Raw genomic sequence first — 23769 nt, forward strand, 5'->3', positions numbered from 1 at the left:
TCCTTATGGGGTTTCGATGCGCCGCTGCAGCAGGTTGATCAGCAGCAACAGGACGAAGGAAACCACCAGCATCAGCACGCCGATGGAGGTGGCGCCGGTGTAGTCGTATTGGTCGAGCTTGACCATGATCAGCAGCGGCAGGATCTCGGTTTTCATCGGCATGTTGCCGGCGATGAAAATCACCGAACCGTACTCACCCACGCCACGGGCAAAGGCCAGGGCGAAACCGGTCAACCAGGCCGGCAACAGCGCCGGCACCAGGATGTGGCGGAACACCTGCCATGGCTTGGCGCCGAGGCAGGCGGCGGCCTCTTCGACTTCACGGGGAATATCGGCCAGCACCGGCTGCACCGTGCGCACCACGAACGGCAGCGTCACGAAGGTCAGCGCCAGGGTGATGCCCAACGGGGTGTAGGCGATCTTGAAGCCCAGGTCGGTGGCGAACTGGCCCACCAGACCGGTCGGCGCGTACAACGCCGTCAAGGCAATACCAGCCACGGCGGTGGGCAGGGCGAACGGCAGGTCCATCATCGCGTCGATGATCTTGCGGCCGGGGAAGGTGTACCGTACCAGCACCCAGGCCAGCAGCGTACCGATCACGCCGTTGATGATCGCGGCGTACAGCGCGGTGCCGAAACTGAGTTTCAAGGCCGCCAGTACCCGCGGTGCCGAAATGATCGCCCAGAACTGTTCCCAGGTGAGTTGGGCGGCATGCACGAACATCGCCGCCAGGGGTATGAGCACAATCAGACTGAGGTACACCAGGGTGTAGCCCAGCGTCAGCCCGAAGCCGGGTATGACGGGGGATATGCGACGCGACATAGAAGTCCTTGGTTGAGAACAGCAAAGCCCCGACGGTCATTGCAATGTGGTTCGCTGGCGAGTGAATCCGTGGCGAGGGAGCTTGCTCCCGCTGGGCTGCGCAGCAGCCCCGTTTTTGTGAGCGCTTCGCACTCAAGCGGGAGCAAGCTCCCTCGCCACAAAGAATCCTTCAAGCCTTGAGTAAACAACATTGCAACCGCAGTCAGAGCCCATTTTATGGCCTGTCCAGCTTACTGCGCCTGATAGATCTGGTCGAACACGCCGCCATCATTGAAGAATTTCGGTTGCGCGGTTTTCCAGCCGCCGAAGTCCTTGTCGATGGTCACCAGGTCCAGTTTCGGAAACTGGCGCGAGTACTTGGCGGCGACGTCCTTGTCACGTGGACGATAGAAGTTCTTCGCGGCGATTTCCTGGCCGGCCGGGCTGTACAAGTGCTTGAGGTAAGCTTCGGCGATCTCGGCGTTGCCTTTTTTCTCGGCGTTCTTGTCCACCACCGCCACCGGCGGTTCGGCAAGGATCGACAGCGACGGCACGACGATGTCGAACTTGTCGGCGCCGCCATCTTCCTTCAGTGCCAGGAAGGCTTCGTTTTCCCAGGCCAGCAACACGTCGCCCTGACCGTTGTTGACGAAGGTAATCGTCGAGCCACGGGCGCCGGTGTCGAGGATCGGCACGTGCTTGAACAGCGCTTGCACGTATTCCTTGGCCTTGGCTTCATCACCGCCATTGGCCTTCAGGCCGTAGGCCCAGGCCGCGAGGAAGTTCCAGCGAGCACCGCCTGAGGTCTTCGGGTTCGGGGTGATGACCGACACGTCATTCTTGATCAGGTCGCCCCAATCCTTGATGCCCTTGGGATTGCCCTTGCGCACCAGGAACACAATGGTGGACGTGTAGGGTGTACTGGCTTCCGGCAGACGTGTTTGCCAGTCCGCCGGCAGGGACTTGCCCAGCTTGGCGATTTCATCGATATCGCCGGCCAGGGCCAGGGTCACCACGTCGGCCCGCAGACCGTCGATCACCGCCCGGCCCTGCTTGCCCGAACCACCGTGGGATTGCTGGATCTTCACGCTGTCGTCCGGGTGCGCTTTCTTCCAGAAACTGGCGAATTCGGCGTTGTAATCCTGGTAAAGCTCACGCGTCGGGTCGTAGGACACGTTGAGCAGCTCGTAATCCTTGGCGACGGCGGAACCTGCAAAAACAGCACTGGCCAGGGCGGCCAGGGCATAACGACGAATGGACGACATGGTGAAAGCTCCTGGAATTCTGGTTTTCTTATGGCTTCTGGAAATTCGTTTGGCTTGTAGAAAAGATCGCAGCCTTCGCCAGCCCCTACACTCAGCCCCCCGTAGGCACTGCCGAAGGCTGCGATCTTTTGTCTTTCTTCAAGACGGCTTATGACTCGGTTGCTGCAAGCGGAATTTTTCCTTGCGTTCGATCTGGACCACCTGCGCGTTGTGCACGGTGATTTCCACTGCCCCAAAGCGTAGATCGCGCAACGCGCTCTGGATCTCGCGCAAGATGGTTGCTTCGTCCTGGCCGTCAACGCTACGTAGAGATGCGCTCATGCTGCTGCTCCTTTGAATGAATGCCTGGCAGTGGGCGGCACTGCTTGCGGCGTGGGAGCAATACTAGATAAGCGCGGATATTCTTAAAAAGACTATTTAAGAATTTTTATATAACCAAAATTACAGAAAGTAGCCGGCGTCCTACGGCAGGGGAGCTTGGGAGGCCTTTCCCTGCTAACGCCTGGGATATTTCCTTCAAAACGCCGAGCTATTCATGAACTAGGCAGCGCTCTATGCCGCGGCTAACCTCTGTTCGTCATCACAAAAAACGGTGACACGGACGTGCAAGTCCGGACTGGTACGCAATTGGTTATGGCTATTGACCGAGCATTTTTTTATGCTCGCGTCCGTTATGGCAATTGTGCGTGGGAGGCCTTCGGGTCTGCCGGCGGTACCGGACCGGTCTTGCACACCTACGTACAGTTGCCACCTCTTCGAATGCAAGCGAAAGGATGTCGACCTCAACTCTGGTACATAGAATATGGTCAAGCCTTCACCGAATCCTCCGCAAAGCGGCCACAAATCCCGCGTCCAAACGCAGGAAGAAAAAAAGCTCGATGACGCCGCCACCCGCGCCCTCGACTACTACCTCAACCCCAAGCCCGCCTCACCGCCCGAACCCGACAAAAACCAACTTTTCATCGTGTCCCCCCACATAGACACCGAAACCCTGCTCGCCAACGCCTCCGAAGACCTGCTCTCCATCAGCACCATCGCCGCCGACCTGGCCGACGACGTCGACGACTCACGCCGCTGCGTCGCCCTGGCGATCAGTCGCATGGCCGATGGGGTGCAGTTGTTGGTTGAGCGGGCGTTGGATCATTTGGAAACCAAGGAGATGGCGGCGCCTGGGACCAAGGGGTAGCGCTTGCCTCGATGCAAGCTGAGCCGACGCCATCGCGAGCAAGCCCGCGATAGCGGAGTGTTTGATCGTTCCCACGCTCCTGCGTGGGAATGCAGCCAGGGACGCTCTGCGTTCCGCTTCTGAATGTGACGCAGAGCGTCACGGGATGCATTCCCACGCGGAGCGTGGGAACGATCAAAGTGGCCGTTACCGCAGCAACGGATATGTACTCGATCAACACCAATGCCACTGACGATCAAGCAATGACCGGCGCACAGTGCCAATCCAACTGCGCCGCCGCCACGGGCCGGCCAAACCAGTAGCCCTGCCCCAGCTCACACGCCTGTCCCAGCAAAAATGCCGCCTGCTCACGCTGCTCGATGCCCTCGGCGTGCACCTGCATCCCCATGCTATGGGCCAGGGCGATGATCACCCGGACGATCGCCGCGTCATCCTCATCCCACGGTAACCCCGCGACAAAACCCTGATCGATCTTCAGCTTCTGCACCGGCAAACGCTTAAGCCGCAGCAACGACGAATAGCCCGTGCCGAAATCGTCGATAGCCAGGCGCACGCCCAGCTCCCGCAGGCGATGCATCTGCTCCAGCGCCACCTCCGGGTCATCCATCACCGCGCTTTCCGTCACTTCCAGCTCCAGGCAACCCGGATCCAGGCCCGTGTCGTGCAACACCTGGGCGACCTGGTCATACAACTCGCGACGCGCAAACAACCGACTCGATACGTTGACGGCGACAAACGACAGCGCCACACCGGCCTGCTGCCACTGGCACATTTGCCGGCAGGCCTGGTCCATGACCCAGGCATCGACCTGGGCAATCAGGCCGGTACGTTCAGCGATGGGAATGAACTCGGCCGGCGACACCAATCCACGCGTGGGATGCTCCCATCGCACCAGCGCCTCGACACCGATCAGACGACTGGTCGCCAAGTCGTGGACCGGCTGGTAGTGAACGCGCAACTCCTGTTGCTGCAGCGCGCGCCGCAATTCAAAGGCAATCTCGACCCGCTGCTGGGCGTGGGCGGTGAGTTCTTCGGTGTACAAGGCGTAGCCGTCGCGTCCAGCGCTCTTGGCCTTGAACAACGCCGAATCGGCATTGCGCAGCAGTTGCCCGGCGCTCAGGGCATCGCCGGGAAACAGGCTGATGCCGATGCTGGCATTGATGAACAATGCATGGTCATCGAACCGCAGGGGCTCTTTCAAGGCGTCTAGGATGCGCCGGGCCAGCGCCGCTGCCTGGCCTGGCTGCGAGCAGTTTTCCACCAGCACCGCAAATTCGTCGCCCCCCAGCCGGGCCAGGGTCACGCCCGGCGCAAAAAGCCCGCGAAACCGCTCGGCCACGCCTTTGAGCAACTCATCGCCCACGTTGTGACCCAGGCTGTCATTGATGTTCTTGAAGTGATCCAGGTCCAGCAGCAACAGGGCACAGCCACGCTTGTGCAACTGCGCCGACGCCAGGGCCTGCTCGGTACGATCGGAAAACAGCAGGCGGTTGGGCAAGCCGGTCAGCGGGTCGTGATGGGCCAGGTAGGCCAGTTCGTGCTCGGAATCCTTGATGGCGCTGATGTCAGAAAACACCGCGACATAATGGCTGATCTCGCCGCTGTCGTCGCGAATGACGCGGATCGTCTGCCATTGCGGGTAGATTTCACCGCTTTTACGCCGATTCCAGATCTCGCCGCTCCACTCCCCCTGGCTGTCCAGGGAGGTAAACATGTCGCGATAGAAATCCGGCCCATGGCGACCGGACTTGAACAGGCTGGGGCGCTGGCCCAACACTTCATCCCGCACATAACCGGTGATCGCCATGAAGGCCCGGTTCACGTGCACAATCAAGCCGTTGCGGTCGGTCACCAACACCCCTTCGCGGGTGCAATCGAAGACGGCGGCAGCCTGGCGCAGACGCTCGCGATCGGCGCCGTGCTCACCCTTGGCGAAAAATCGCGAGATCCGCGCCCGCGCCAAGAAGATCAACCCGGCGCTGAGCAGGACCCAGGCATAGCCGTTGATCAGCAGCCAGCGTTGTCTGTCAGCGAATTGATCGAAGAAACTGCTCAATAAATAACCAATCAGCTGCAGCCAGACGACTGACAACACGAGGTAAAGCAGCGCTACGCGCATGGCACTGCGTTGATAAGCAGGCATTCGGCCATCCATGTCCCTACAGAGAGGTGGGGATTATAGAGGAAGAAACATCCAGCCACTCTTATCTGAAAGGCCGACTGGTTTTATCTGTAGGGCCGGTGATAATGCAACGGCTGTTTCTATCTTTATCGAGGGCCCTACAGCCTATGTGGTACGAAGGTTTTCTTGGCTTGTCGGCCTGGTCACTGGTGGCAGTCACCCTGCTGATGACCCACGTCACGATCATTGCCGTCACGGTCTACCTGCACCGTTATTCGGCGCACCGCTCCCTGGAGCTCAATGCCGGCCTCAAACATTTCTTCCGCTTCTGGCTGTGGCTGACCACGGCACAGAACACCCGCGAGTGGACCGCCATCCACCGCAAGCACCACGCCAAATGCGAAACCGAGGATGACCCTCACAGTCCGGTCATCAAGGGCTTGTCCACCGTGCTGCGCAAAGGCGCCGAGCTGTATCGCGCCGAGGCGGAAAACCCGGAAACCCTGCGCATCTACGGCAAGAACTGCCCCGACGACTGGATCGAGCGCAACCTCTACAGCCGCTTCCCGCTGCTGGGCGTGGCGATCATGGGCATCATCGACCTGCTGTTGTTCGGTACCATCGGCATCACTATCTGGGCCATCCAGATGATGTGGATCCCCGTCTGGGCCGCCGGCGTGGTCAATGGCCTGGGCCATGCCGTGGGCTACCGCAACTTCGAATGCCGCGATGCGGCGACCAACCTGGTGCCCTGGGGCATCCTGATCGGCGGCGAAGAACTGCACAACAACCACCACACCTACCCCAACTCGGCCAAGCTGTCGGTACGCAAATGGGAGTTCGACCTGGGCTGGGCCTGGATACGGGTGTTCAGTATCCTGCGCCTGGCCAAGGTCCAGCGGGTTGCGCCGATCGCCCACCGGGTCGAAGGCAAGGGCCACCTGGACATGGACACGGCCATGGCGATTCTCAACAACCGTTTCCAGATCATGGCGCAGTACCGCCGGCTGGTCATCGCGCCGCTGGTCAAGCAGGAACTGGAGAAGGTCGATCACTCGGTGCGTCACCAGTTCCACAGGGCTAAACGCTTGCTGTCGCGGGAAACCAGCCTGCTGGACGATCGTCACCACGTGCGCATCCAGAACATGCTCGAACACAGCCAGGCGCTGAAGGTGATCTACGAGAAACGCCTGGCCTTGCAGCAGATCTGGGTCAAGACCAGCAGCAACGGCCACGACATGCTCGCCGCCATCAAGGAATGGGTCCACGAGGCCGAGGCTAGCGGCATCCAGTCCCTGCGCGAGTTTGCCGACCAGCTCAAGACCTACTCGCTACGGCCTGCTACGGCCTGACCAGGCAACGCCAGCACTGTGGACAAGGGCTTTTTTGTGGCGAGGGAGCTTGCTCCCGCTGGGCTGCGCAGCAGCCCTCCCTTTCTTGTGAGCGCTTCGCGCTCAAGCGGGAGCAAGCTCCCTCGCCACAGGTCCAACACTTGGCACCTGACTCGCTAAATCCCCACGCCCTTCGTCGCCTGAAAAGGAACTTCGCCCCAAATCTCCTATCTCAAAGAGCACTTCGCCATCCAGGCGGGTTTTGGAGAAAGCGCGTGCGAACCAATAGCAGTGCATGCTCTTTGAGATTTGTGCCGATGGTCGACAAGAACCTACAGGATTACTCCCTACCTCATTGGCCCGAGGCAGCCCAGACGCTCATGGCGCTGATGCATGCCCAGGGCGAAGTGGCGCGCCTGAGCGAGCGTGAGCAGCTGTTCAGCTCGTTGCTGGTCAGCGTCAATGCCGTGCTGTGGGCGTTCAACTGGGAAACCCGGCAGGTGCTGTATGTCAGCCCCGCCTACGAGCGGATCTTCGGCCGCCCCGCCGGCCTGGTCCTGGCTGACTTCAATGAATGGCGCGACGCCATTTACCCCGATGACCTGGAGTACGCCGAGCGTAGCCTGGCCGAGGTTTTGGTCAAAGGCGCCGTCGAAGACCGTGAATACCGCATTATTGCCGGCAACGGCCAAATCCGCTGGCTGAGCGACAAATGCTTCATCAACCGCAAGGCCGAGCCAGGGCAACCGGTGATTGTGGTGGGCATTGCCGAAGACATCACCGAAAAGAAGCTGCTGGAAAGCGAACTGCAGCGCCTGGCGACCACCGACGTGCTGACCCAAAGCAGCAATCGTCGGCATTTCTTCGAATGCGCCCACCGTGAGTTCGAGCAGGCACGGCTACAAGGTATGCCCATGGCGTTCCTGTTGCTGGACATCGATGACTTCAAGGTGATCAACGACACCTACGGCCATCAGGAAGGCGATACCGTGTTGCAGAGAATCGCCGAAAGCGGGCGGTCCGTGCTCCGGCGCGGTGACCTGTTCGGGCGGATCGGCGGCGAAGAGTTCGCCGCGGTGTTCCCCGGCTGCCCCCCGGACATGGCGCTGCAAGTGGCCGAGCGGTTGCAACGGGAAATCCAGCGCCTGATGTTCCGCTGCGGTGAACAGAGCTTCGGCATTACCGTCAGCCAGGGCCTGACCGGCATTACCCCGGAAGACCAGTCCCTCGACAGCCTGTTCGCCCGCGCCGACGCAGCCATGTACGAAGCCAAGCGCAAGGGTAAGAACCGCATCATCGCGGCTTGACGCCAATCGCAGTGCTGTTGAGCCCAGTCATGCCGCTCCCACAGCTCTGGTTTCGAGGCGGATGCGAAATCCGAGCCACCGACAATCCCCTGTGGCGAGGGAGCTTGCTCCCGCTCGGCTGCACAGCAGTCGCAAAACCGAACAACGTGTTCTGCCTGTAAGCATGCTGAGGGCCTGCTGCGCAGGCCAGCGGGAGCAAGCTCCCTCGCCACAGGTTCTTGGCCTGTCTGGACTGCCACCATCGCGAGCAAGAATGAGTTGGCGGTCCTACTTGCGGCGCAACCGTGTCAACTCCGGCAAGCCGATCTTCAGCAACCGCGCCGTGCGGCCACGGGCCAGTTCTTCAAGGCCCTCATGCGCGGGCAGATGCGCCATCTGCGCTGCCATGTTCATCACCAAGGCTTCACGGGAATACACCCCGCCCCCCAAGTTATAGACTGCCGCGATCAACTCCCGCAGCTCCAACGGCAGACGCCAGCGGGCACGTAACGCCGAGCCGAAACTGGCGCCGAACATGTCCAGCGAGTCGCCGACTTCCTCCGGCTCGTCCAGCTCGCCACCGGCCTGTTTCCACTCTTCCAGGCAGCGCAGCAACGCCAGGTCGCCCAGGCGATGCAACAAGCCGGCGCAATAGCAGCGCTCCTGCTCCAGATCCAGCAAGCGCGCCATCGTCCGGGCATATTCGGCCGTGTGCAGCGACAGCTCCCAGTAACGCTCGGCATAGTCCGCCAGGCATGGGACGCTGAGCCGGGCGCAGCGTTTGAGGGTCAGGGCGAGGATCAGGTTCATGCTTGGTCCGGAACCAAGCTGGTGCAGCGCCTGGGCCACCGTCTGCACCGGGCCACCGCCCTGATGCTGGGCAGCGCTGTTGGCCGCCGCGATCAGCACGGCGGTGATTTGCGGGTCGGTGCGGATTTCTTCTTCGAGCAGTTTCAGGTCCAGGCCGCCGGGGTTGAGGCTGCGCTTGACCGCCACTTGCACATCGGTCATCAAGGGCGCGCCCTCGGACAGGTCACGCCGACGTTCCAGGAAGGTGAGCAAGGTCAACGCCGGCCCCGGAACCGGCGCATCGTTGGAAGTTTCTTCACCGCCGTTCACTAACAACCCCTGCAAACGCTGGGTCAGGTTGTCCCGGTTCAAGGGTTTGGTCAGATACGCGGTCGGCGCCAGCGGCAAGACCTCGCGCACGCTGGCACTGTCATTGCGCCGACTCATCAGGATGAACGGCAACGGCGGCGTGCGATGCTGCTGGCGAAGGCCACGCAGAATCGCCAGGCCATCAACCCCCGGCAGCTCCCAATCGGCGATCACCAGGTCGTAGGAATGCTTCGCCAGCAAATCCAAAGCCTCTTTGCCGTCGCCACAAGTGTCCACCCTGGCATCGCAGCGCACACCCGACAACACCTGCTCAAGCAGCTCACGGGACGCCGGATCGGCCTCGGCGATCAACACACGGGGTACAGCGGGTAAATCCACAGCAGTCATGCAGCATGCTCCCTTGCCATACTTGCACCTTAGACGTTGGTGGCCGTTCCAGACAGCTCAAAATTCGCCGGACAGCTTCGCCAATATGAAAAAACCCGCCAGAAGGCGGGTTTTTGTGAATCAGCGCACAACCGTCACTCAGAGTTCGGAGAAGCACTCTTCGAGGATTGCCAGGCCTTTGTCCAGTTGCTCGTCCGGCGCGGTCAGCGGCACCAGCACCCGCAGAACGTTGCCGTAGGTGCCGCAGGACAGCAGGATCAGACCCTTGTCACGCGCCTTGGCCACGACCTGGGCTACCGCTGCCGCGTTCGGCTTGTGGGAGTCGCCGTTTTCGAACAGCTCTACGGCGATCATCGCGCCCAGGGCTCGCACGTCACCAATGACCGGGTACTTCTTCTGGATCGCCTTGAGGCCGGCTACCAGACGCTCGCCCACAGCCTTGCAGCGATCCAGCAGGTGTTCTTCTTCGAACACTTCCATCACCGCCAGCGCCGCCGCACAGGCGATCGGGCTACCGGCATAGGTGCCGCCCAGGCCACCCGGCGCGATGGCATCCATGTACTCGGCCTTGCCGCACACACCGGCCAACGGGAAGCCGCCAGCGATGGATTTGGCGAAGGTGGTCAGGTCGGCGGCAACGCCCATCTGCTCCATGGCGAAGAAGGTGCCGGTACGGCCGGCACCGGTCTGCACTTCGTCAGCGATCAGCAGGATGCCGTGCTGGTCGCACAAAGCGCGCAGGCGCTTCATGAATTCCTTGGGTGCTACATAGAAACCACCTTCGCCCTGTACCGGCTCGATGATGATTGCCGCGATGTCACGCGGTTCGGCGTCGTTCTTGAAGATGCGCTCGATGCTGGCGATGGAATCGTCGATGCTCACACCGTGCAGTTCATTCGGGTACAACGCGCGGAAGATACCGCCGGGCATCAGGCCCATACCGGCCGAGTACGGCACGACTTTACCGGTCAGGCCCAGGGTCATCATGGTGCGACCGTGGTAAGCGCCGGTGAAGGCGATCACACCGGCACGGCCTGTGGCGGCGCGGGCGATTTTCACGGCGTTTTCCACCGCTTCCGAACCGGTGGTCACCAGCAGGGTTTTCTTGGCGAAATCACCCGGCACCTTGGCGTTGATTTTTTCACACAGTTCCACGTACGGCTCGTAGGCCAGGACCTGGAAGCAGGTGTGGGTCAGCTTGTTCAACTGTTCGGTCACGGCGGCGATGATTTTCGGGTGCACGTGACCGGTGTTCAGCACGGCGATGCCGCCGGCGAAGTCGATGAACTCACGACCTTCAACGTCGGTCACCGTGGCGTTCTTCGCCGACTCGGCAAAGATCGGGTGAATCTGGCCAACACCGCGTGGAACAGCGGCGGTACGGCGGGCCATCAGGTCTGCGTTGGTCTTGCTCATTAAAATGTCCTCATTCGCCGCTCATCGGTCGGCGTGGCTCAAGGAATACATGGCGGGGAGGCAACTGCGACAGCATGCGATGATCGACTGCCGCAGCGTTCCGGCCACAAGAAACAGAACGGGTGAAACGCGCAAAGGGACAGCGCTCTCGTGCCCTTTGCGCTTGAAGCTGATCAGATACCCAGGCAGAGGTATTTGATTTCCAGGTAATCCTCGATGCCGTACTTGGAACCTTCACGACCCAGGCCCGAAGCCTTGATGCCGCCAAACGGCGCGACTTCGTTGGAGATCAAACCGGTATTGACGCCGACCATGCCGTATTCCAGGGCTTCAGCCACACGGAACACACGGCCCAGGTCGCGGGCATAGAAGTACGAGGCCAGGCCGAACTCGGTGTCGTTGGACATCGCGATCACTTCGGCTTCGTCTTTGAAGCGGAACAGCGGTGCCAGCGGGCCGAAGGTTTCTTCCTTGGCCACGGCGGCGTTCTTCGGTACGTTGGTCAGGATGGTCGGCTCGAAGAAGTTGCCTTCCATCGCCTTGCCGCCCGACAGCACGGTCGCGCCTTTGCTGACCGCATCGGCAATGTGTTCTTGTACCTTGGCGACCGCTTTCTCGTCGATCAAGGGACCGGTGGTGGTGCCATCGTCCAGGCCGTTGCCGATCTTGAGCTTGGCGACCGCCGCCTTGAGTTTTTCCGCGAACGCGTCGTACACCGAATCCTGGATGTACAGACGGTTGGCGCAGACGCAGGTCTGGCCGTTGTTGCGGTACTTGGAAATGATCGCGCCTTCGACGGCCTTATCCAGGTCGGCGTCGTCGAACACGATAAACGGTGCGTTGCCGCCCAGTTCCAGGGAGACTTTCTTGATGTCCTTGGCGCATTCGGCCATCAACTGGCGACCGATCTCGGTCGAGCCGGTGAACGACAGCTTGCGCACGATCGGGTTGCTGGTCAGCTCGCCGCCGATATCACCAGCGCTGCCGGTGACCACGCTCAGCACGCCTTGCGGAATGCCGGCACGGTGCGCCAGTTCCACCAGGGCCAGGGCCGAGAACGGGGTTTGCGAAGCCGGCTTGATAACCATGGTGCAACCGGCAGCCAGGGCCGGGCCGGCCTTGCGGGTGATCATCGCGGCCGGGAAGTTCCACGGAGTAATGGCCGCGGTCACGCCGATTGGCTGCTTGATCACGATCAGGCGCTTGTCGGGCTGGTGGCCGGGAATCACGTCACCGTAGATGCGCTTGGCTTCTTCGGCGAACCATTCGATGAACGAAGCGGCGTAGACGATTTCGCCCTTGGCCTCGGCCAGTGGCTTGCCTTGTTCCAGGGTCATCAGGCGACCGAGGTCGTCCTGGTTTTCGATGAGCAATTCGTACCAGCGGCGCAGCTTGTTGGCGCGCTCCTTGGCGGTCAGTGCACGCCAGGCCGGCAGTGCCTTGTCGGCGGCTTCAATCGCCCGGCGGGTTTCGGCAGCGCCCATCTTCGGCACGGTGCCCAGCACTTCGCCCGTCGCCGGGTTGGTGACCTTGATCGTCTGACCATTGTCCGCATCGACCCAAGCGCCATCGATAAAGGCTTGCTGGCGGAACAACTGGGTGTCTTTAAGCTGCATGTCGGCTTTCCTTAACAGCACCGCGCGCACGCGGAGCGAATTAGATTTGTAGAAAAGGCGCCTCGGGGGCTGCCGTCAGGGAAATCATCCACCGGGCTGAAGCACAGAAATAACGCACAAAAGCACAGACGTGCGGTTCAGCACCCAGACAAGAGCGTTTGAAATCTCAAACGAATCCTAGGGCCGATAGGGGTGAAGGACAATAGGCTGTTCGAAAAAAAGAACGAAAAAACCGCATTTGCCTGTTTTTTCTGATCAGCGTAGCCGATGCCCACCCATGCTCATGAAAACACCGGCAAATCAGCAGCATGGACGCCCGCCATGCATATGAGTATCATGGCGCCCGCGTCGCACCAGTAGCTCAGCTGGATAGAGTACTGCCCTCCGAAGGCAGGGGTCGTGGGTTCGAATCCCGCCTGGTGCACCATACATGCAAAATCAAAAGCCTCAGTCCTCACGGATTGGGGCTTTTTTATGGACGCGAAATTTTCCGTATCGAACGTCGTTGATATCGATCACGACCCACGACGAGTCTTGTTACAAGACGCTCCTCATCTGAGTGTGGTGAGAATGGCAAAGTCATCTCCCAGAGCTCCCAAGATGCCCTTCTCTGAAACTTGGCCCTACAAAAATACTTGCTCACAAGGAGCCGCCACGTGAAGGGGTATGTGGAAAGCAAAAGACAGACAAAGGGCGGATTAGGCGATGTTTAAATGAAGCAGGGGTATCCCAAAACTTGGCAGAGCTACCAAGCGCAGCTTGAATTGTTGATGGCTCGGGGAATGGTCGTTACTGATCAACCTAAAGCACTGGAATATTTGGAGCGCATTGGTTATTACCGCCTCAGCGGCTACTGGTTCGCCTTTCGCGAGCGCACTGAGCTTTGCTGTCCTCTCATCCAGCAGGGAATTCACAAGCCATCCAAAACGAAACCTACGCGACTGCTTCTCGACAATTTCAAGCCCGGCACAACATTTCAAAATGCCGTTGACCTGTATGTTTTCGACAAGAAACTCCGCCTCTTGACCCTGGATGCTCTGGAACGCATAGAAATCGCCCTGCGGGTGGACATCTCTCATGGCTTGGGGAGGCACGAGAAATTCGCCTATCTAAAGCCTGAGCTGTTCCACGAAAGTTTCTCTACGCAGTTGGACGGTCAGACTGGACTAACCAAACATCATGCGTGGATAGGTAAACACGCCGCGTTAATCAATCGCTCGAAGGAAGATTTTATTCGGCACAATAAAGAAAAATACGGCCTTCCCCTCGCCGTCTGGGTGGCGTGCGAAGTTTGGGACTTCGGCGCGTTATCGACCCTTTATGCGGGCATGACCGAAATCGATCAAGATGCCATATCTCGAGAGTACGGCATCAGCAATGGCCGGATCTTCGCCACTTGGCTCCGCAGCCTGAATTACCTGCGGAACGTATGCGCCCATCATAGTCGCCTGTGGAACCGGAACATAGCCGATCAACCGAAGCTGCCCCCTGTAGAGCAGGCGCCTTCATTAAGCGCGTTCCATGACGACATGCACGGACGTGCACGCCCGTTCCTGCTTTTGTGCATCACCCAGCATCTGATGAAAACCATCAATCCCTCATCAAGTTGGGGGCAGCGGTTGAAGGCTCTGCTGGAGGATGATTTTCCAGATTTGTCCCGCCTCGGTCTTAATCTGGAGGGCATGGGCGTCGATAATGATTGGCAGAAGCGTGACTGGTGAGGAGAAAATTCAAACAATAAAAAACCCCTGAGCAGTATCAGCGCCGAAGCGCATCAACCGACAGGGGCCGTGTTGCGAGCAATTATAGAGATCAGAAGTCTCCCGTCAACCACCCACCAGCCATGACGGCCTCACCAGCAATCGCCGTCCTAAGACTGGATATTTCAGGTCGCCGCTTCGCGCTGTCAGGAAACAGGCGTAGCGGGTCAGGGCCGTATCGTCGACAGCCTACCGCTGCGAGCCAGAACCGAGGCTGACCATTTTCGTGACATCACGAAAATGGTCGCCAATCAGATGACCCATATGCCCCTCATTTCCTTAGGCCCTGAATCACTCCATGAGGATCGTCCATCTCGCTCCAGGCAGTACCATCGAGTTCTTTGAGTTGAGTAACCGCACAGCGCAAAGAGACTCTCTCAAGCCTCTCGTAGGATTGAATGAACATTCTTCGCAAGCGCCAGCCACCCTGTGGCCGACTTTCCCACTCCCCTGCACCATGGACACGAATGGAGATGAACAACAGCTTGCCCAGGTGTTCTGCCAATGCCACATCGGCTTCACAAAGAAAATTTTCACCACCGGTGCCCTCAAGCAGAACAGGAACCGTCTCGCCCTCCCCACCAATAGAATACAGACGTCCCTGGACGCTACCTTGCTTGATGATAACCATGAGAGAGGGCCTTTACGTTTAGGGGTTGAGTAGCGTCGCACCTTGCGTGCAAGGTCCATTCACTCAATTCGACGCCATCAATGCGACATGCAGCAGGCACGTCTTGCATGCAGTCCCACGCACGAGCGCCTACTAACTACGGTTACAATCTGCCAGCACCATCGACATTACGACTTACCACTTCCAGCAAATCCGAACCTTCTCGTAGCAGCAAATACGCCGCGTTGGTAAATCGATACAAATCCCCATCGTCGATGCCCTTGATCGTGACAGAAGTGATGCTTTCCAAAAGGTCGGTCCCGGCCTTGATGCGGCTGAGCGCACTGTCAATCAGCATCGCGGTGGGCATCTGGCTGTCGATCAGTAGGACAGGGCAGTCGGGATTGTTGGTTTGCAATGGGATGTAATGCGACATGTGCTAACTCCTTGTCAGACGAACCGATGAATTGATAGAGCCGGCAACGGCACCGAAACTGCGCGCGGCTCCATCCGTCGATTCAGTAGATCATCGAGAAGCAGATATCCGAAAAGCAGATATAGCGTTTAGGGCGCACCCCATGGATACCACCATGGCCGAAGCGATCCACAGACATCTCCATCTGCTCACTTAAGGTTTGGATGAGACATTGTCGCTCGGCCTGTAAGAGCTGCCGAGCGGAGCGAGGCTGCGATCTTTGCGCAGGCAGTTGAGTCGCAAGCGAAAGATCAAAAGATCGCAGCCTTCGGCAGCTCCTACAGCGCAGCCCAGCGAGAGCAAGCTCCCTCGCTACGGACGTTGGTGCTCGCAGACTTTAAGGCTTGCGCAACGCCTCCAACCGCGCCGGCAAGTCTTCCTTGGGAAAACGCTTGTGCAGCGCCAGCAGCTTCTCATCAGCAGCCTTGGTATCCCCCGCCTCGCGCAGGCGCAGGATTTCCATCAGGCCTTGCTCCAGGGGTGGCAGTGCAACTGGCGCGGCTTTGCTCATTTTTGCCGCAGGCTTTTCCATCAGGGCCTGGTCAGCGCTGGCTGGGATCCGGGCCAGTTCGCCCTGGGGCGCCATGCGGATAATCGGGGCGGGGGCGGGCATGGCCGGCGGCGGTGCAGCGGCAACGGCAGGCGCTTGCCGATCGGCGGAAAACTCCATCGAGGCGGGTGAGGACAGTTCGTCGTGGGGCACGGGCGAGCGCAGCACCAGGCCGATCATCAGCGCCACGCCGGCGATCGTGGCGAATGCCATTTGCCAGCGCGGCCGTTGACAGGCTTGCAACCAACGTTGCCACAAGCTCGGTGCAGGCGTCGGGGTTTCGCGGTGGGCGGTGGCCAGGATGAAAGCGTCCAGGGAAGCTGGCGGCTCGCCGCTGGTGTGTTGGCGGAAATGCTCGATCAGCACTTCGTCGTTGGGATCCGGGGTGTGTTTGGAGTCGATCATGCGGGTACCTCCTCGGCCAGCAGCCGATGCAACTTCTGCTGGGCGTAACGCAAGCGGCTTTTGACCGTTTCCAGTGGGGCGCCGGTCAAGGCAGCAATCTGTGGCAATTCCAGGTCGCCGTGCAGGCGCAGCAGGAAGACTTCTCGCTGATCCTCGGGCAAGGCCTGCAACGCCGCATCGAGACGCGCCTGGTCGCGGCTCAGGCTCAACTGCTGCTCAGGGCTGGTGGTGTCGTCGGGCTGGACGTGAAGCTGCTCGTCGTAGCTGTCGTGCAACGGATTGTGGACACCCTGTTTGCGCCAGTGATCGATCAAGCGGTTGCGGGCAATCTGGAACAGCCAGGTGCGAAAACTCGCCCGCCCTTGTGGCTGGGTCGCGCTGCGGATCAGGCTGAGCCAGGTGTCCTGGAAGATTTCCTCGGCCAGTTCGGCCTTGTTGCTCAAGGACACGAGAAAACGATAAAGCCCCTGGCGATGGCGGGCGTACAGGACTTCAAAGGAAGCCCCGTCGCCGTTGCGGTATCGGGCCAGCAGCGATTCATCGCTGGGAGGATCAATCGGTGCGGACATGTAGGTGACGAACTCCTTTCAGGGTGCAGGTTTGAGGCTCTGGGCAAGCTCCACCAACTGCACAAACTCGGCACGCAGCCCGAACGGATCATCGCCGCGGGCCGAACGGGCCAATTGCGCAGTGTCCTTCAAGCTCATCGTCCCAGTGTAACGCCCATCCCCCTTGAGCTGCTGGGCGAAGGCCGCCACGGCGGCGGAGAAACGCAGGTCATCGCTAGGCTTGTCGTCGTTCTGCACGCCAGCAATCGGATGCTCGATCAATCGACTGCTACCGCCCTCAGCGGGTTTGTAGCGTACGCGCAACATCGCCAATTCGCCTGACTTACCCTCCGACTGGGGCGTGCTGGCATAGCGCAGCGGCTCCAACCAACCCGGCTGGCCCTTCGGGACAATTTCATACAACGCCGTCACCGTGTGCCCGGCACCGATCTCGCCCGCATCGACCTTGTCGTTGTTGAAATCCTCACGCTTGAGCGCACGGTTCTCATAACCGAGCAGGCGATACTCGCTGACCTGGGCAGGGTTGAATTCCACCTGCAACTTCACATCCCGCGCCACCACCGCCAGGGTGGAGCTGAGCTGGTCGACCAAGACTTTACGCGCCTCGAGCAGGTTGTCGATGTAGGCGTAGTTACCGTCACCAGCATCGGCCAATTGCTCCATCAGGTGTTCGTTGTAGTTATCCACACCGAAGCCCAGCGTCGTCAGGGAGACGCCGCTTTTACGCTGGTCCACCGCCATCTGCTTGAGGCTGTCGAAATCACTGACGCCAACGTTGAAGTCGCCATCGGTGGCCAGCAGGATGCGGTTGATGCCTTTGTCGATGAAGCTCTCCCGCGCCATCTGGTAGGCCAGTTCGATACCCGAGGCGCCCGCGGTGGAACCACCGGCGTCGAGTTGATCGATAGCGTTGCGGATTGTCACCTTGTCGCGCCCCGAGGTGGGCTTGAGCACCACCCGGGATTCACCGGCATAGACCACCAGGGATACCCGGTCCTGATCGCGCAATTGGTCCACCAGCAGTTTCAGCGTGCTCTTGACCAGCGGCAGGCCTTCGCGACGGTCCATGGAGCCGGAAACGTCCACCAGGAAGACCAGGTTGGCCGGCGCCAGATCCGCCACGGCGCGGTCGCTGGCCTTGATGCCGATGCGCAGCAAGCGGGTGTGGGGGTTCCAGGGCGACGGGGCCAGTTCGGTGGTCACGCCAAAGGGTGAACCGTCGCTGGGCAAGGCATAGTGGTAAGGGAAATAGTTGACCATTTCCTCCAGCCGCACGGCACCTTCGGGCGGCAGGCTGCCTTGATTGAGGAAACGTCGCACATTGGCATAACTTCCGGTGTCGACATCCACGCTGAAGGTCGAGACCGGCGTTTCGGCGACGCTATGGATGGGGTTGTCCGGCAGTTTTTCGTACTGCTCGCGCGGTTCGGCTCGGTAACCCGTGGCAAGGGCATCGTTCGCCACGCTGGGAGCCGGCATCGCTGCCGGCTTCATGAGCATGCGTTTTACCGTCGACTGGGGCCCTTGGGCGATCTCGCCTTGCGGTACAACGCTGGGTGCCACAGGCACCGGTTCGGATGGCTTGGCAGCCTCCCGGGAAGACAACCCACAACCGGCCAACGCCACCAGCAAAGTCACGGCGAAGCCTTGGGCAGCAGGACGCATAAAGGGAAGTGGACGGAACATGGGCTGAACCTCGTGAATGAATGATTCGTACACAAGCTCAGACGCAAGGCACACGAGGTTCGGGTTAACGATCAGGAATTTTTTTGGCACGCTGGAAAAACCGGCCTGGCCACCCCCAAGGTGGCCAGGCCGTTACCGCGATCGGACCAATCGCCAGCACGTTGCAGCAGGCATCGTTAGCGGGACGGAATGCCCCGTAGATCATCGGCGATGAATCCGCTCAAATGGCCGGTGTAATAGTCTTCGACATCGGAGTTGCCTTTGTTCGTCAGGGCGCCCGCGATGCCTCTCATGGCCTCGAGTTGCCCGATCGCCCCACCCGGCATCAGCCCCTGGCGGGCCTGGGCAAAGTGCAGCACTTCGACACCGGCCTTCTTCACCTTGACCTGATAATTGAAATCGACACTGGCCAGGTACGTACCGTCGGCGACGATTTTGTTCATGAAGCCACCTTGAGTGTCTTGAATACGGCGCGCATAGATGGCGTTGACGTCCAGCAGATAGTCAGCGGTTTCCTTGCTGGAGGCATAACGATTGCCGTCGAGCAGGCGGACGATCAGGTCGGTGTGCAACTGGTCACGGACTTTTTCGTCGGGCAGGAAACGTTCGTTTTTGCCGACGACTTCAACGTTGAACGTGTCGATCCAATAAGTGGCGGTCTCGGGGATCGCCACCGGCGCAGGGGAGATGTAGTAGTCGGGCTTGGAAGCGCAGCCGGCCATAAGGCAGAGGGCCAGCAACAGGGTAAAAACTCGCATGTTTGAATTCGTCCTTGAGAGGTAGCGGCATAATGGCGGCTGCATTCTACGGGGTTTGTATGAGCGCTCAAGTTGTTTGGCCCTGACGGAGGGCGGTCCCGTCTCACTCAATCCCAATGTCCACGACCGTTTTCCCCGCCCCACGCCCCTCGGCTACCTGCGCAAAGGCCTCGTTGACTTGCTCCAGGCCAAACCGGCGCTGAGCCAGCTTGATCCGCAGTTGCCCTGACTCAACCAGAACGGCGGCCTCCCGCAAGATCTGACCATGATGCTCGCGCCCCTTGCCGGTCAGCAGCGGCATCAACGTAAACACCCCGGAATAGCTCGCCCCCCGAAACGACAACGGCGCGAGGCTGTGTTGGCCCCAGCCGAGGCAACTGAGCACATGGCCGGTGTAGGTTTTTACCGCGTTGAAGGACGCATCCAGGGTCGCGCCGCCAACGGTGTCGTAGACAATGTCGAAGCCTTCGCCATCGGTGTACTGGCGCACGTAGCTGTCGGTGTCCTGGGTCCGGTAGTCGATGGCTGACGCGCCCAGCTCGCGGATGAAAGCCTGGCTGTCGGCCGAGCCCGTGGCGTAGACCTCGGCGCCACGGGCCTTGGCGATTTGCACGGCCATTTGACCGACGCCGCCCGCCCCGCCATGAATCAACACCTGTTGCCCGGCCCGAACGTTGGCGCGATCGACCAAGCCTTCCCAGGCCGTAATGAATGCCAGCGGCAAGGCGGCCGCTTCGCGCATGCTCAGTGAGCGAGGCTTGGGCGCAATCAGGCGGGCATCGACCGCGATGTATTCGGCCAGCGCGCCTTGGGCCCCACCGATCCCGCCGGCCATGCCGAACACCTCGTCGCCAGGCGCGAAGTCATTCACGCCCTCTCCCCGTTCAACCACCATCCCGGCCAGGTCAATCCCCAATACGGCGGGCAGCGGCTGGCGTGCGTGGGCCCCGCCTCCCGCCGCGATCTTGGTGTCCAGCGGGTTGATTCCGGCGGCATGCACCTTGATCAATACCTGGCCTTCGCCGGGAATGGGCCGGGAGACGGAACGGACAATCAGCGCAGCCTGAGCGGTTTCGGCAACGGCGGCGGACATGGTGTTGTTCATGACGGTAAACCTCCAATGAGTGGGCAGGTTCATAGTGCGAGGGAAGACGCATTCCGATAAGTGAGCAACAATGGATAGGATTTATTCCAGACAGAGGCTAAATCCAGATGGATCTGTTCGACGCAATGCAGGTCTTCGTGCGGGTGGTGGAGCGCGGCTCGTTTTCGGCCGTCGCCAGGGAGCTGAACCTGGGCCAACCGGCAGTGAGCAAGCAGATCCGCGCGTTGGAGCAACACCTTGGCGGGGCGCTGTTTGCCCGCAGCACCCGCCAGCTCGCGCTGACCGACCAGGGGCAGCGCTTCTACGCCGAGAGCAAGGACATACTCGCCAGCGTGGACGCCGCACGACTCAGTTTCGCCAGTGGCCAGGAACAGATCGCCGGCCTTCTGCGCGTGGCGGCGCCCGTCAGTTTCGGCCGATTGTGTATTGCGCCCCTGGTGGGCGAGTTCCTGGCCCTTCACCCACAGCTTCGTATCGACTTGAGGTTAAGTGATCAGAACGAAGATGTGCTGAAGGAAAACATCGACCTTGCGATTCGCATCGGCGTGGTGAAAAACGAAGGTCTGGTAGCGATTTCCCTCGGCGATAGCCCGCGCCGGGTGTACGCCTCCCCCCGCCTATCTGCAACAGCATGGCACGCCCCTCACACCGGCTGACCTGGCCGGCCATAACTGTTTGGCTTTCACACTGCTGGAGCATTATGACGTCTGGCGGTTCGACCAGGATGGCCGACAGCACAGCGTAACGATCAAGGGCAACGTCACCTGCAACAGCAGCGAGGCGATCCGGGAAATGGTGCTGTCGGGCCTGGGCGTTTCGCTTTCACCGCAGTGGTTGTTCGCTGCCGATGTTCGCCAGGGTACCGTCTGCCCCCTGCTGGCCGATTACCAGCCACTGGCACTGCCCATCAGCGCCGTGTTCAGTCAAGATCGACGCCGCTCGGCACGGACTCGTGCTTTTGTGGATTTTTTGCGTGAGCGTCTTTAACCGGATCAAGATTCACAAGCCAATGACGGCTGCGCCGCCTTCCCATGCCGTCCCGGGAAATACGCCGACGCAGCCACGCCCACCGCACCCATCACCACGCAATACCCCACGCACACCCACGGGCTCCACGGCACCAGTGCAATCAGCATCAGCGGTGTCATGCTGGCCCACAGGGCATAGGCAATGTTGTAGGTGAGCGAGATGCCGGACACGCGGATCTTCGGCGGGAACAGGCTGACCATCACCGACGGCACCGCACCGACCACGCCGCAACCCAGCCCGGCCACGGCGTAAGCCAGGCCCAGCCAGGCGCTGCCGCTGATCAGGCTGGCGTAGAGCACGGCAATGCCCACAGGCAGCAGCAGGCTGTAGAGCATGACGGTGCGCCAGGCGCCGATGCGGTCGACGATGAGCCCGGCCAGGACGCAGCCGATGTTCAGGAACACGATGCCCAGACTGCTCAGGGCGAAGGTGTGGCTGGGGGTCATGCCGAAGCTTTTCTGCATCACGGTCGGGGTGATGACCACGAACACCACCACGGCAGAGGTCAGCACGCAGGTCAGGATGGCGGCGGGCAGCAAGGCCTGGCGGTGGTCGCGCAGGACCGTGCGCAACGGCAGTTCCGCTGCGCCTTCGCGATTGGCTTGCAGGGCCATGAAGATCGGCGTTTCGCTCAGCCAGCGACGCAGCCAGACGCCGATCACACCGAAGACGCCCCCCAACAGGAACGGCAGGCGCCAGGCGTAATCGAGAATCTCTGCCGGTGTGTAGATCCGCGCCAGCGCTGTTGCGGTCAAGGCGCCCAACAAGTAGCCGAAGGTCAGGCCGGCCTGGAGGAAACCCAGGGCATAGCCGCGATGATGCAGCGGCGCGTGTTCGGCCACGAATACCCAGGCGCTGGGCACCTCACCGCCCACCGCCGCACCTTGCAGGATACGCAGCGCCAGCAACAGCAACGGTGCGAAATAACCGATTTGCGCGTAGGTCGGCATCACGCCGATGAGCAGGCACGGCAAGGCCATCATCAGGATGCTCAGGCTGAACACCCGCTTGCGTCCCAGGCGGTCAGCGAAGTGCGCCATGAGAATGCCGCCTAGAGGCCGGGCCAGGTAGCCGGTGGCAAAAATCCCGAAGCTTTGCAGCAGGCGCAGCCAATCGGGCATTTCCGGCGGGAAGAACAACTGGCTGAGAGTCAGGGCGAAGAAGACGAAGATGATGAAATCGTAGATCTCCAGCGCACCGCCCAAGGCGGCCAGGCCCAGGGTCTTGTAATCGGATCGGCTGAATCGGTCACCGGGTAGAACAGGGATGGCAGTCATAGGCAGATTTGAACGATAAGTTGAAAGAGGGCGACGGCTCAGGCGTCGCGATCAGTGTCCACCGGTTGAACCGGTGGCTGGCCTGGCTCGGCGTCTTCGGCCTCGTCGGCAGGCAGGAAATCCTTGCGGCTCTGGGCGATGGCCCGGCGTATTTCGTCGCCCTTGGTGGGGCAGTTCAGGAGGCGGGCGATGCCGTCGGGTTTCTGCGTCATCGCCATCCTCCGGCATGAGTGAACAGGGGCTCGATAGTGCTCGCTTTTGGCGCGTGATGCCAATTTTGTGTCTGGACGGCGCCATTGTGGCAAGGGGTGCTTTGCACCCCAACGGGGATAAATCCCCTCTCCACAGGGGGTTGTGTCGTCTTGGGTCAGCGGTGGTAGCGGCGCACTACGCTACTGTTGCGCAGCACGTGACCTTTGATTTTTTCCATCAGTTGGGCGCGTGTGAGGTCGGCGGGCAGTGCTTCCGGCGGCAGGTCCAGGGCGAAAAGCTGGATCAGGTAGTGGTGAGCGCTGTCGCCGACAGGCGGGCAAGGACCGATGTAGCCGTGGGTGTTCTTGCTGTTGATACCACTCATGCCTTCCAACGAGGACTTGGTGCCGGCGCCCGCCGGAATCTGCCGCGTGGTGGCCTTGATGCCGTAGTGGACCCAGTGGTCGACACCTTGGCCCCTTTGGCCGTCCGGGTCCAACATGACGATGGCGTAGCTGAGGGTGCCGGGCGGGCCGGCGTTCCAACTCAGGGCCGGAGAAATGTTCTTGCCACCACAGGTGTTGGCATCACTGGCTGCCGCCGCCGTGAAGAGGCGGTCGTCCGACACGCCGGGGATGCTGAGGGTAAAACGCTCCTCGGCCTGGACAGCCCCTTGTGCGCACAGCACCAGGGCGACGGCCGCCAGCCAAGGGGAGAAAAAGTTCAATCGGGTCATACCGGGGGCACCTTGTGCGTGTCTGGCCATGGACGGCTTGCGAACTATAGCCGCAGCTTCGCCAAGGTTGCAGTGACAATTATGCTGA

21 protein-coding genes, 1 tRNA gene and 1 pseudogene are annotated in these 23769 nt (G+C 60.6%); 6 read left to right on the top strand and 17 right to left on the bottom strand.

Annotation, left to right across the window (positions count from 1 at the left end; genetic code table 11):
* Window positions 1–3: 3 nt before the first annotated feature.
* The 3 genes from cysT to oscA form a co-directional block, all read right to left on the bottom strand.
* Entirely contained in the window at window positions 4–822 is an 819-nt protein-coding gene (gene cysT / locus TK06_RS20030; RefSeq protein ID WP_063323503.1) for a sulfate ABC transporter permease subunit CysT, read from the bottom strand.
* Window positions 823–1052: 230 nt separating this feature from the next.
* Window positions 1053–2066, bottom strand: a complete 1014-nt coding sequence (locus TK06_RS20035; protein WP_063323504.1) for a sulfate ABC transporter substrate-binding protein — start codon at window positions 2064–2066, stop codon at window positions 1053–1055.
* A 138-nt stretch (window positions 2067–2204) separates the two neighbouring features.
* Entirely contained in the window at window positions 2205–2387 is a 183-nt protein-coding gene (gene oscA, locus TK06_RS20040) for a sulfur starvation response protein OscA (RefSeq protein WP_003186967.1), read from the bottom strand.
* A 481-nt stretch (window positions 2388–2868) separates the two neighbouring features.
* On the opposite strand from oscA, the gene TK06_RS20045 reads away from it, so the two are divergent.
* Window positions 2869–3252, top strand: coding sequence for a DUF6124 family protein (locus TK06_RS20045; RefSeq protein ID WP_063323505.1), 384 nt, complete (start codon window positions 2869–2871; stop codon window positions 3250–3252).
* Window positions 3253–3487: 235 nt separating this feature from the next.
* Here the strand turns inward: TK06_RS20045 and dibA are convergent, their stop codons facing one another.
* Window positions 3488–5395 carry a phosphodiesterase DibA gene (gene dibA / locus TK06_RS20050; RefSeq protein WP_063323506.1) on the bottom strand — a complete coding sequence of 636 codons (1908 nt, stop codon included), beginning with the start codon at window positions 5393–5395 and terminating at the stop codon, window positions 3488–3490.
* Between the two features lie 146 nt (window positions 5396–5541).
* On the opposite strand from dibA, the gene desA reads away from it, so the two are divergent.
* Together desA and TK06_RS20060 are read left to right on the top strand one after the other, a co-directional pair.
* Window positions 5542–6726: a delta-9 fatty acid desaturase DesA gene (desA, locus tag TK06_RS20055; protein WP_063323507.1), complete on the top strand. Its 1185-nt coding sequence runs from the start codon at window positions 5542–5544 to the stop codon at window positions 6724–6726.
* Between the two features lie 296 nt (window positions 6727–7022).
* Complete coding sequence (locus TK06_RS20060) at window positions 7023–8012, top strand: GGDEF domain-containing protein (RefSeq protein ID WP_057450587.1); 990 nt, start codon at window positions 7023–7025, stop codon at window positions 8010–8012.
* A 267-nt stretch (window positions 8013–8279) separates the two neighbouring features.
* Here the strand turns inward: TK06_RS20060 and TK06_RS20065 are convergent, their stop codons facing one another.
* The 3 genes from TK06_RS20065 to gabD all read right to left on the bottom strand — a co-directional run bounded on the left by TK06_RS20065 (window position 8280) and on the right by gabD (window position 12529).
* On the bottom strand, window positions 8280–9497 hold the full coding sequence (locus TK06_RS20065) for an HDOD domain-containing protein (RefSeq protein ID WP_063323508.1): 1218 nt from the start codon (window positions 9495–9497) through the stop codon (window positions 8280–8282).
* A gap of 138 nt (window positions 9498–9635) precedes the next feature.
* The gene (gene gabT, locus TK06_RS20070; RefSeq protein ID WP_063323509.1) at window positions 9636–10913 is read right to left on the bottom strand and encodes a 4-aminobutyrate--2-oxoglutarate transaminase; all 1278 of its coding nucleotides are present in this window, start codon (window positions 10911–10913) and stop codon (window positions 9636–9638) included.
* A gap of 173 nt (window positions 10914–11086) precedes the next feature.
* The gene (gabD, locus tag TK06_RS20075; protein ID WP_063323510.1) at window positions 11087–12529 is read right to left on the bottom strand and encodes an NADP-dependent succinate-semialdehyde dehydrogenase; all 1443 of its coding nucleotides are present in this window, start codon (window positions 12527–12529) and stop codon (window positions 11087–11089) included.
* Window positions 12530–12879: 350 nt separating this feature from the next.
* Between gabD and TK06_RS20080 the strand changes: the two genes are divergently transcribed.
* A tRNA-Arg gene (locus tag TK06_RS20080) sits at window positions 12880–12956 on the top strand.
* 286 nt (window positions 12957–13242) lie between these two features.
* The gene (locus TK06_RS20085; RefSeq protein ID WP_063323511.1) at window positions 13243–14250 is read left to right on the top strand and encodes an Abi family protein; all 1008 of its coding nucleotides are present in this window, start codon (window positions 13243–13245) and stop codon (window positions 14248–14250) included.
* Window positions 14251–14560: 310 nt separating this feature from the next.
* Here the strand turns inward: TK06_RS20085 and TK06_RS20090 are convergent, their stop codons facing one another.
* The 7 genes from TK06_RS20090 to TK06_RS20120 form a co-directional block, all read right to left on the bottom strand.
* Complete coding sequence (locus TK06_RS20090) at window positions 14561–14920, bottom strand: hypothetical protein (protein WP_238992558.1); 360 nt, start codon at window positions 14918–14920, stop codon at window positions 14561–14563.
* Window positions 14921–15062: 142 nt separating this feature from the next.
* On the bottom strand, window positions 15063–15335 hold the full coding sequence (locus TK06_RS20095; RefSeq protein WP_063323512.1) for a hypothetical protein: 273 nt from the start codon (window positions 15333–15335) through the stop codon (window positions 15063–15065).
* Window positions 15336–15711: 376 nt separating this feature from the next.
* Complete coding sequence (locus TK06_RS20100) at window positions 15712–16329, bottom strand: hypothetical protein (protein WP_063323513.1); 618 nt, start codon at window positions 16327–16329, stop codon at window positions 15712–15714.
* Window positions 16326–16898 (bottom strand): RNA polymerase sigma factor, encoded by a 573-nt coding sequence (locus TK06_RS20105; RefSeq protein ID WP_063323514.1) that lies wholly within the window; start codon window positions 16896–16898, stop codon window positions 16326–16328. The genes TK06_RS20100 and TK06_RS20105 overlap by 4 nt, the downstream gene beginning before the upstream one ends.
* An 18-nt stretch (window positions 16899–16916) precedes the next feature.
* Window positions 16917–18584 carry a vWA domain-containing protein gene (locus TK06_RS20110; protein WP_063323515.1) on the bottom strand — a complete coding sequence of 556 codons (1668 nt, stop codon included), beginning with the start codon at window positions 18582–18584 and terminating at the stop codon, window positions 16917–16919.
* Between the two features lie 176 nt (window positions 18585–18760).
* Window positions 18761–19342: a hypothetical protein gene (locus TK06_RS20115; protein WP_063323516.1), complete on the bottom strand. Its 582-nt coding sequence runs from the start codon at window positions 19340–19342 to the stop codon at window positions 18761–18763.
* A 103-nt stretch (window positions 19343–19445) separates the two neighbouring features.
* Window positions 19446–20447: a zinc-dependent alcohol dehydrogenase family protein gene (locus TK06_RS20120; RefSeq protein ID WP_063323517.1), complete on the bottom strand. Its 1002-nt coding sequence runs from the start codon at window positions 20445–20447 to the stop codon at window positions 19446–19448.
* A 107-nt stretch (window positions 20448–20554) separates the two neighbouring features.
* Between TK06_RS20120 and TK06_RS20125 the strand changes: the two are divergent.
* A pseudogene (locus TK06_RS20125) lies at window positions 20555–21434 on the top strand (LysR family transcriptional regulator).
* A gap of 5 nt (window positions 21435–21439) precedes the next feature.
* Here the strand turns inward: TK06_RS20125 and TK06_RS20130 are convergent.
* The 3 genes from TK06_RS20130 to TK06_RS20135 all read right to left on the bottom strand — a co-directional run bounded on the left by TK06_RS20130 (window position 21440) and on the right by TK06_RS20135 (window position 23681).
* A complete protein-coding gene (locus TK06_RS20130) occupies window positions 21440–22753 on the bottom strand; it encodes an MFS transporter (protein WP_063323518.1) in 1314 nt (437 codons plus the stop codon).
* 38 nt (window positions 22754–22791) lie between these two features.
* A complete protein-coding gene (locus tag TK06_RS32770) occupies window positions 22792–22965 on the bottom strand; it encodes a hypothetical protein (protein WP_170862112.1) in 174 nt (57 codons plus the stop codon).
* Window positions 22966–23120: 155 nt separating this feature from the next.
* Complete coding sequence (locus TK06_RS20135) at window positions 23121–23681, bottom strand: YbhB/YbcL family Raf kinase inhibitor-like protein (protein WP_063323519.1); 561 nt, start codon at window positions 23679–23681, stop codon at window positions 23121–23123.
* Window positions 23682–23769: the final 88 nt, after the last annotated feature.

The sequence above is a fragment of the Pseudomonas fluorescens genome, from assembly GCF_001623525.1.
In the GTDB taxonomy this organism is placed as follows: domain Bacteria; phylum Pseudomonadota; class Gammaproteobacteria; order Pseudomonadales; family Pseudomonadaceae; genus Aquipseudomonas; species Aquipseudomonas fluorescens_Q.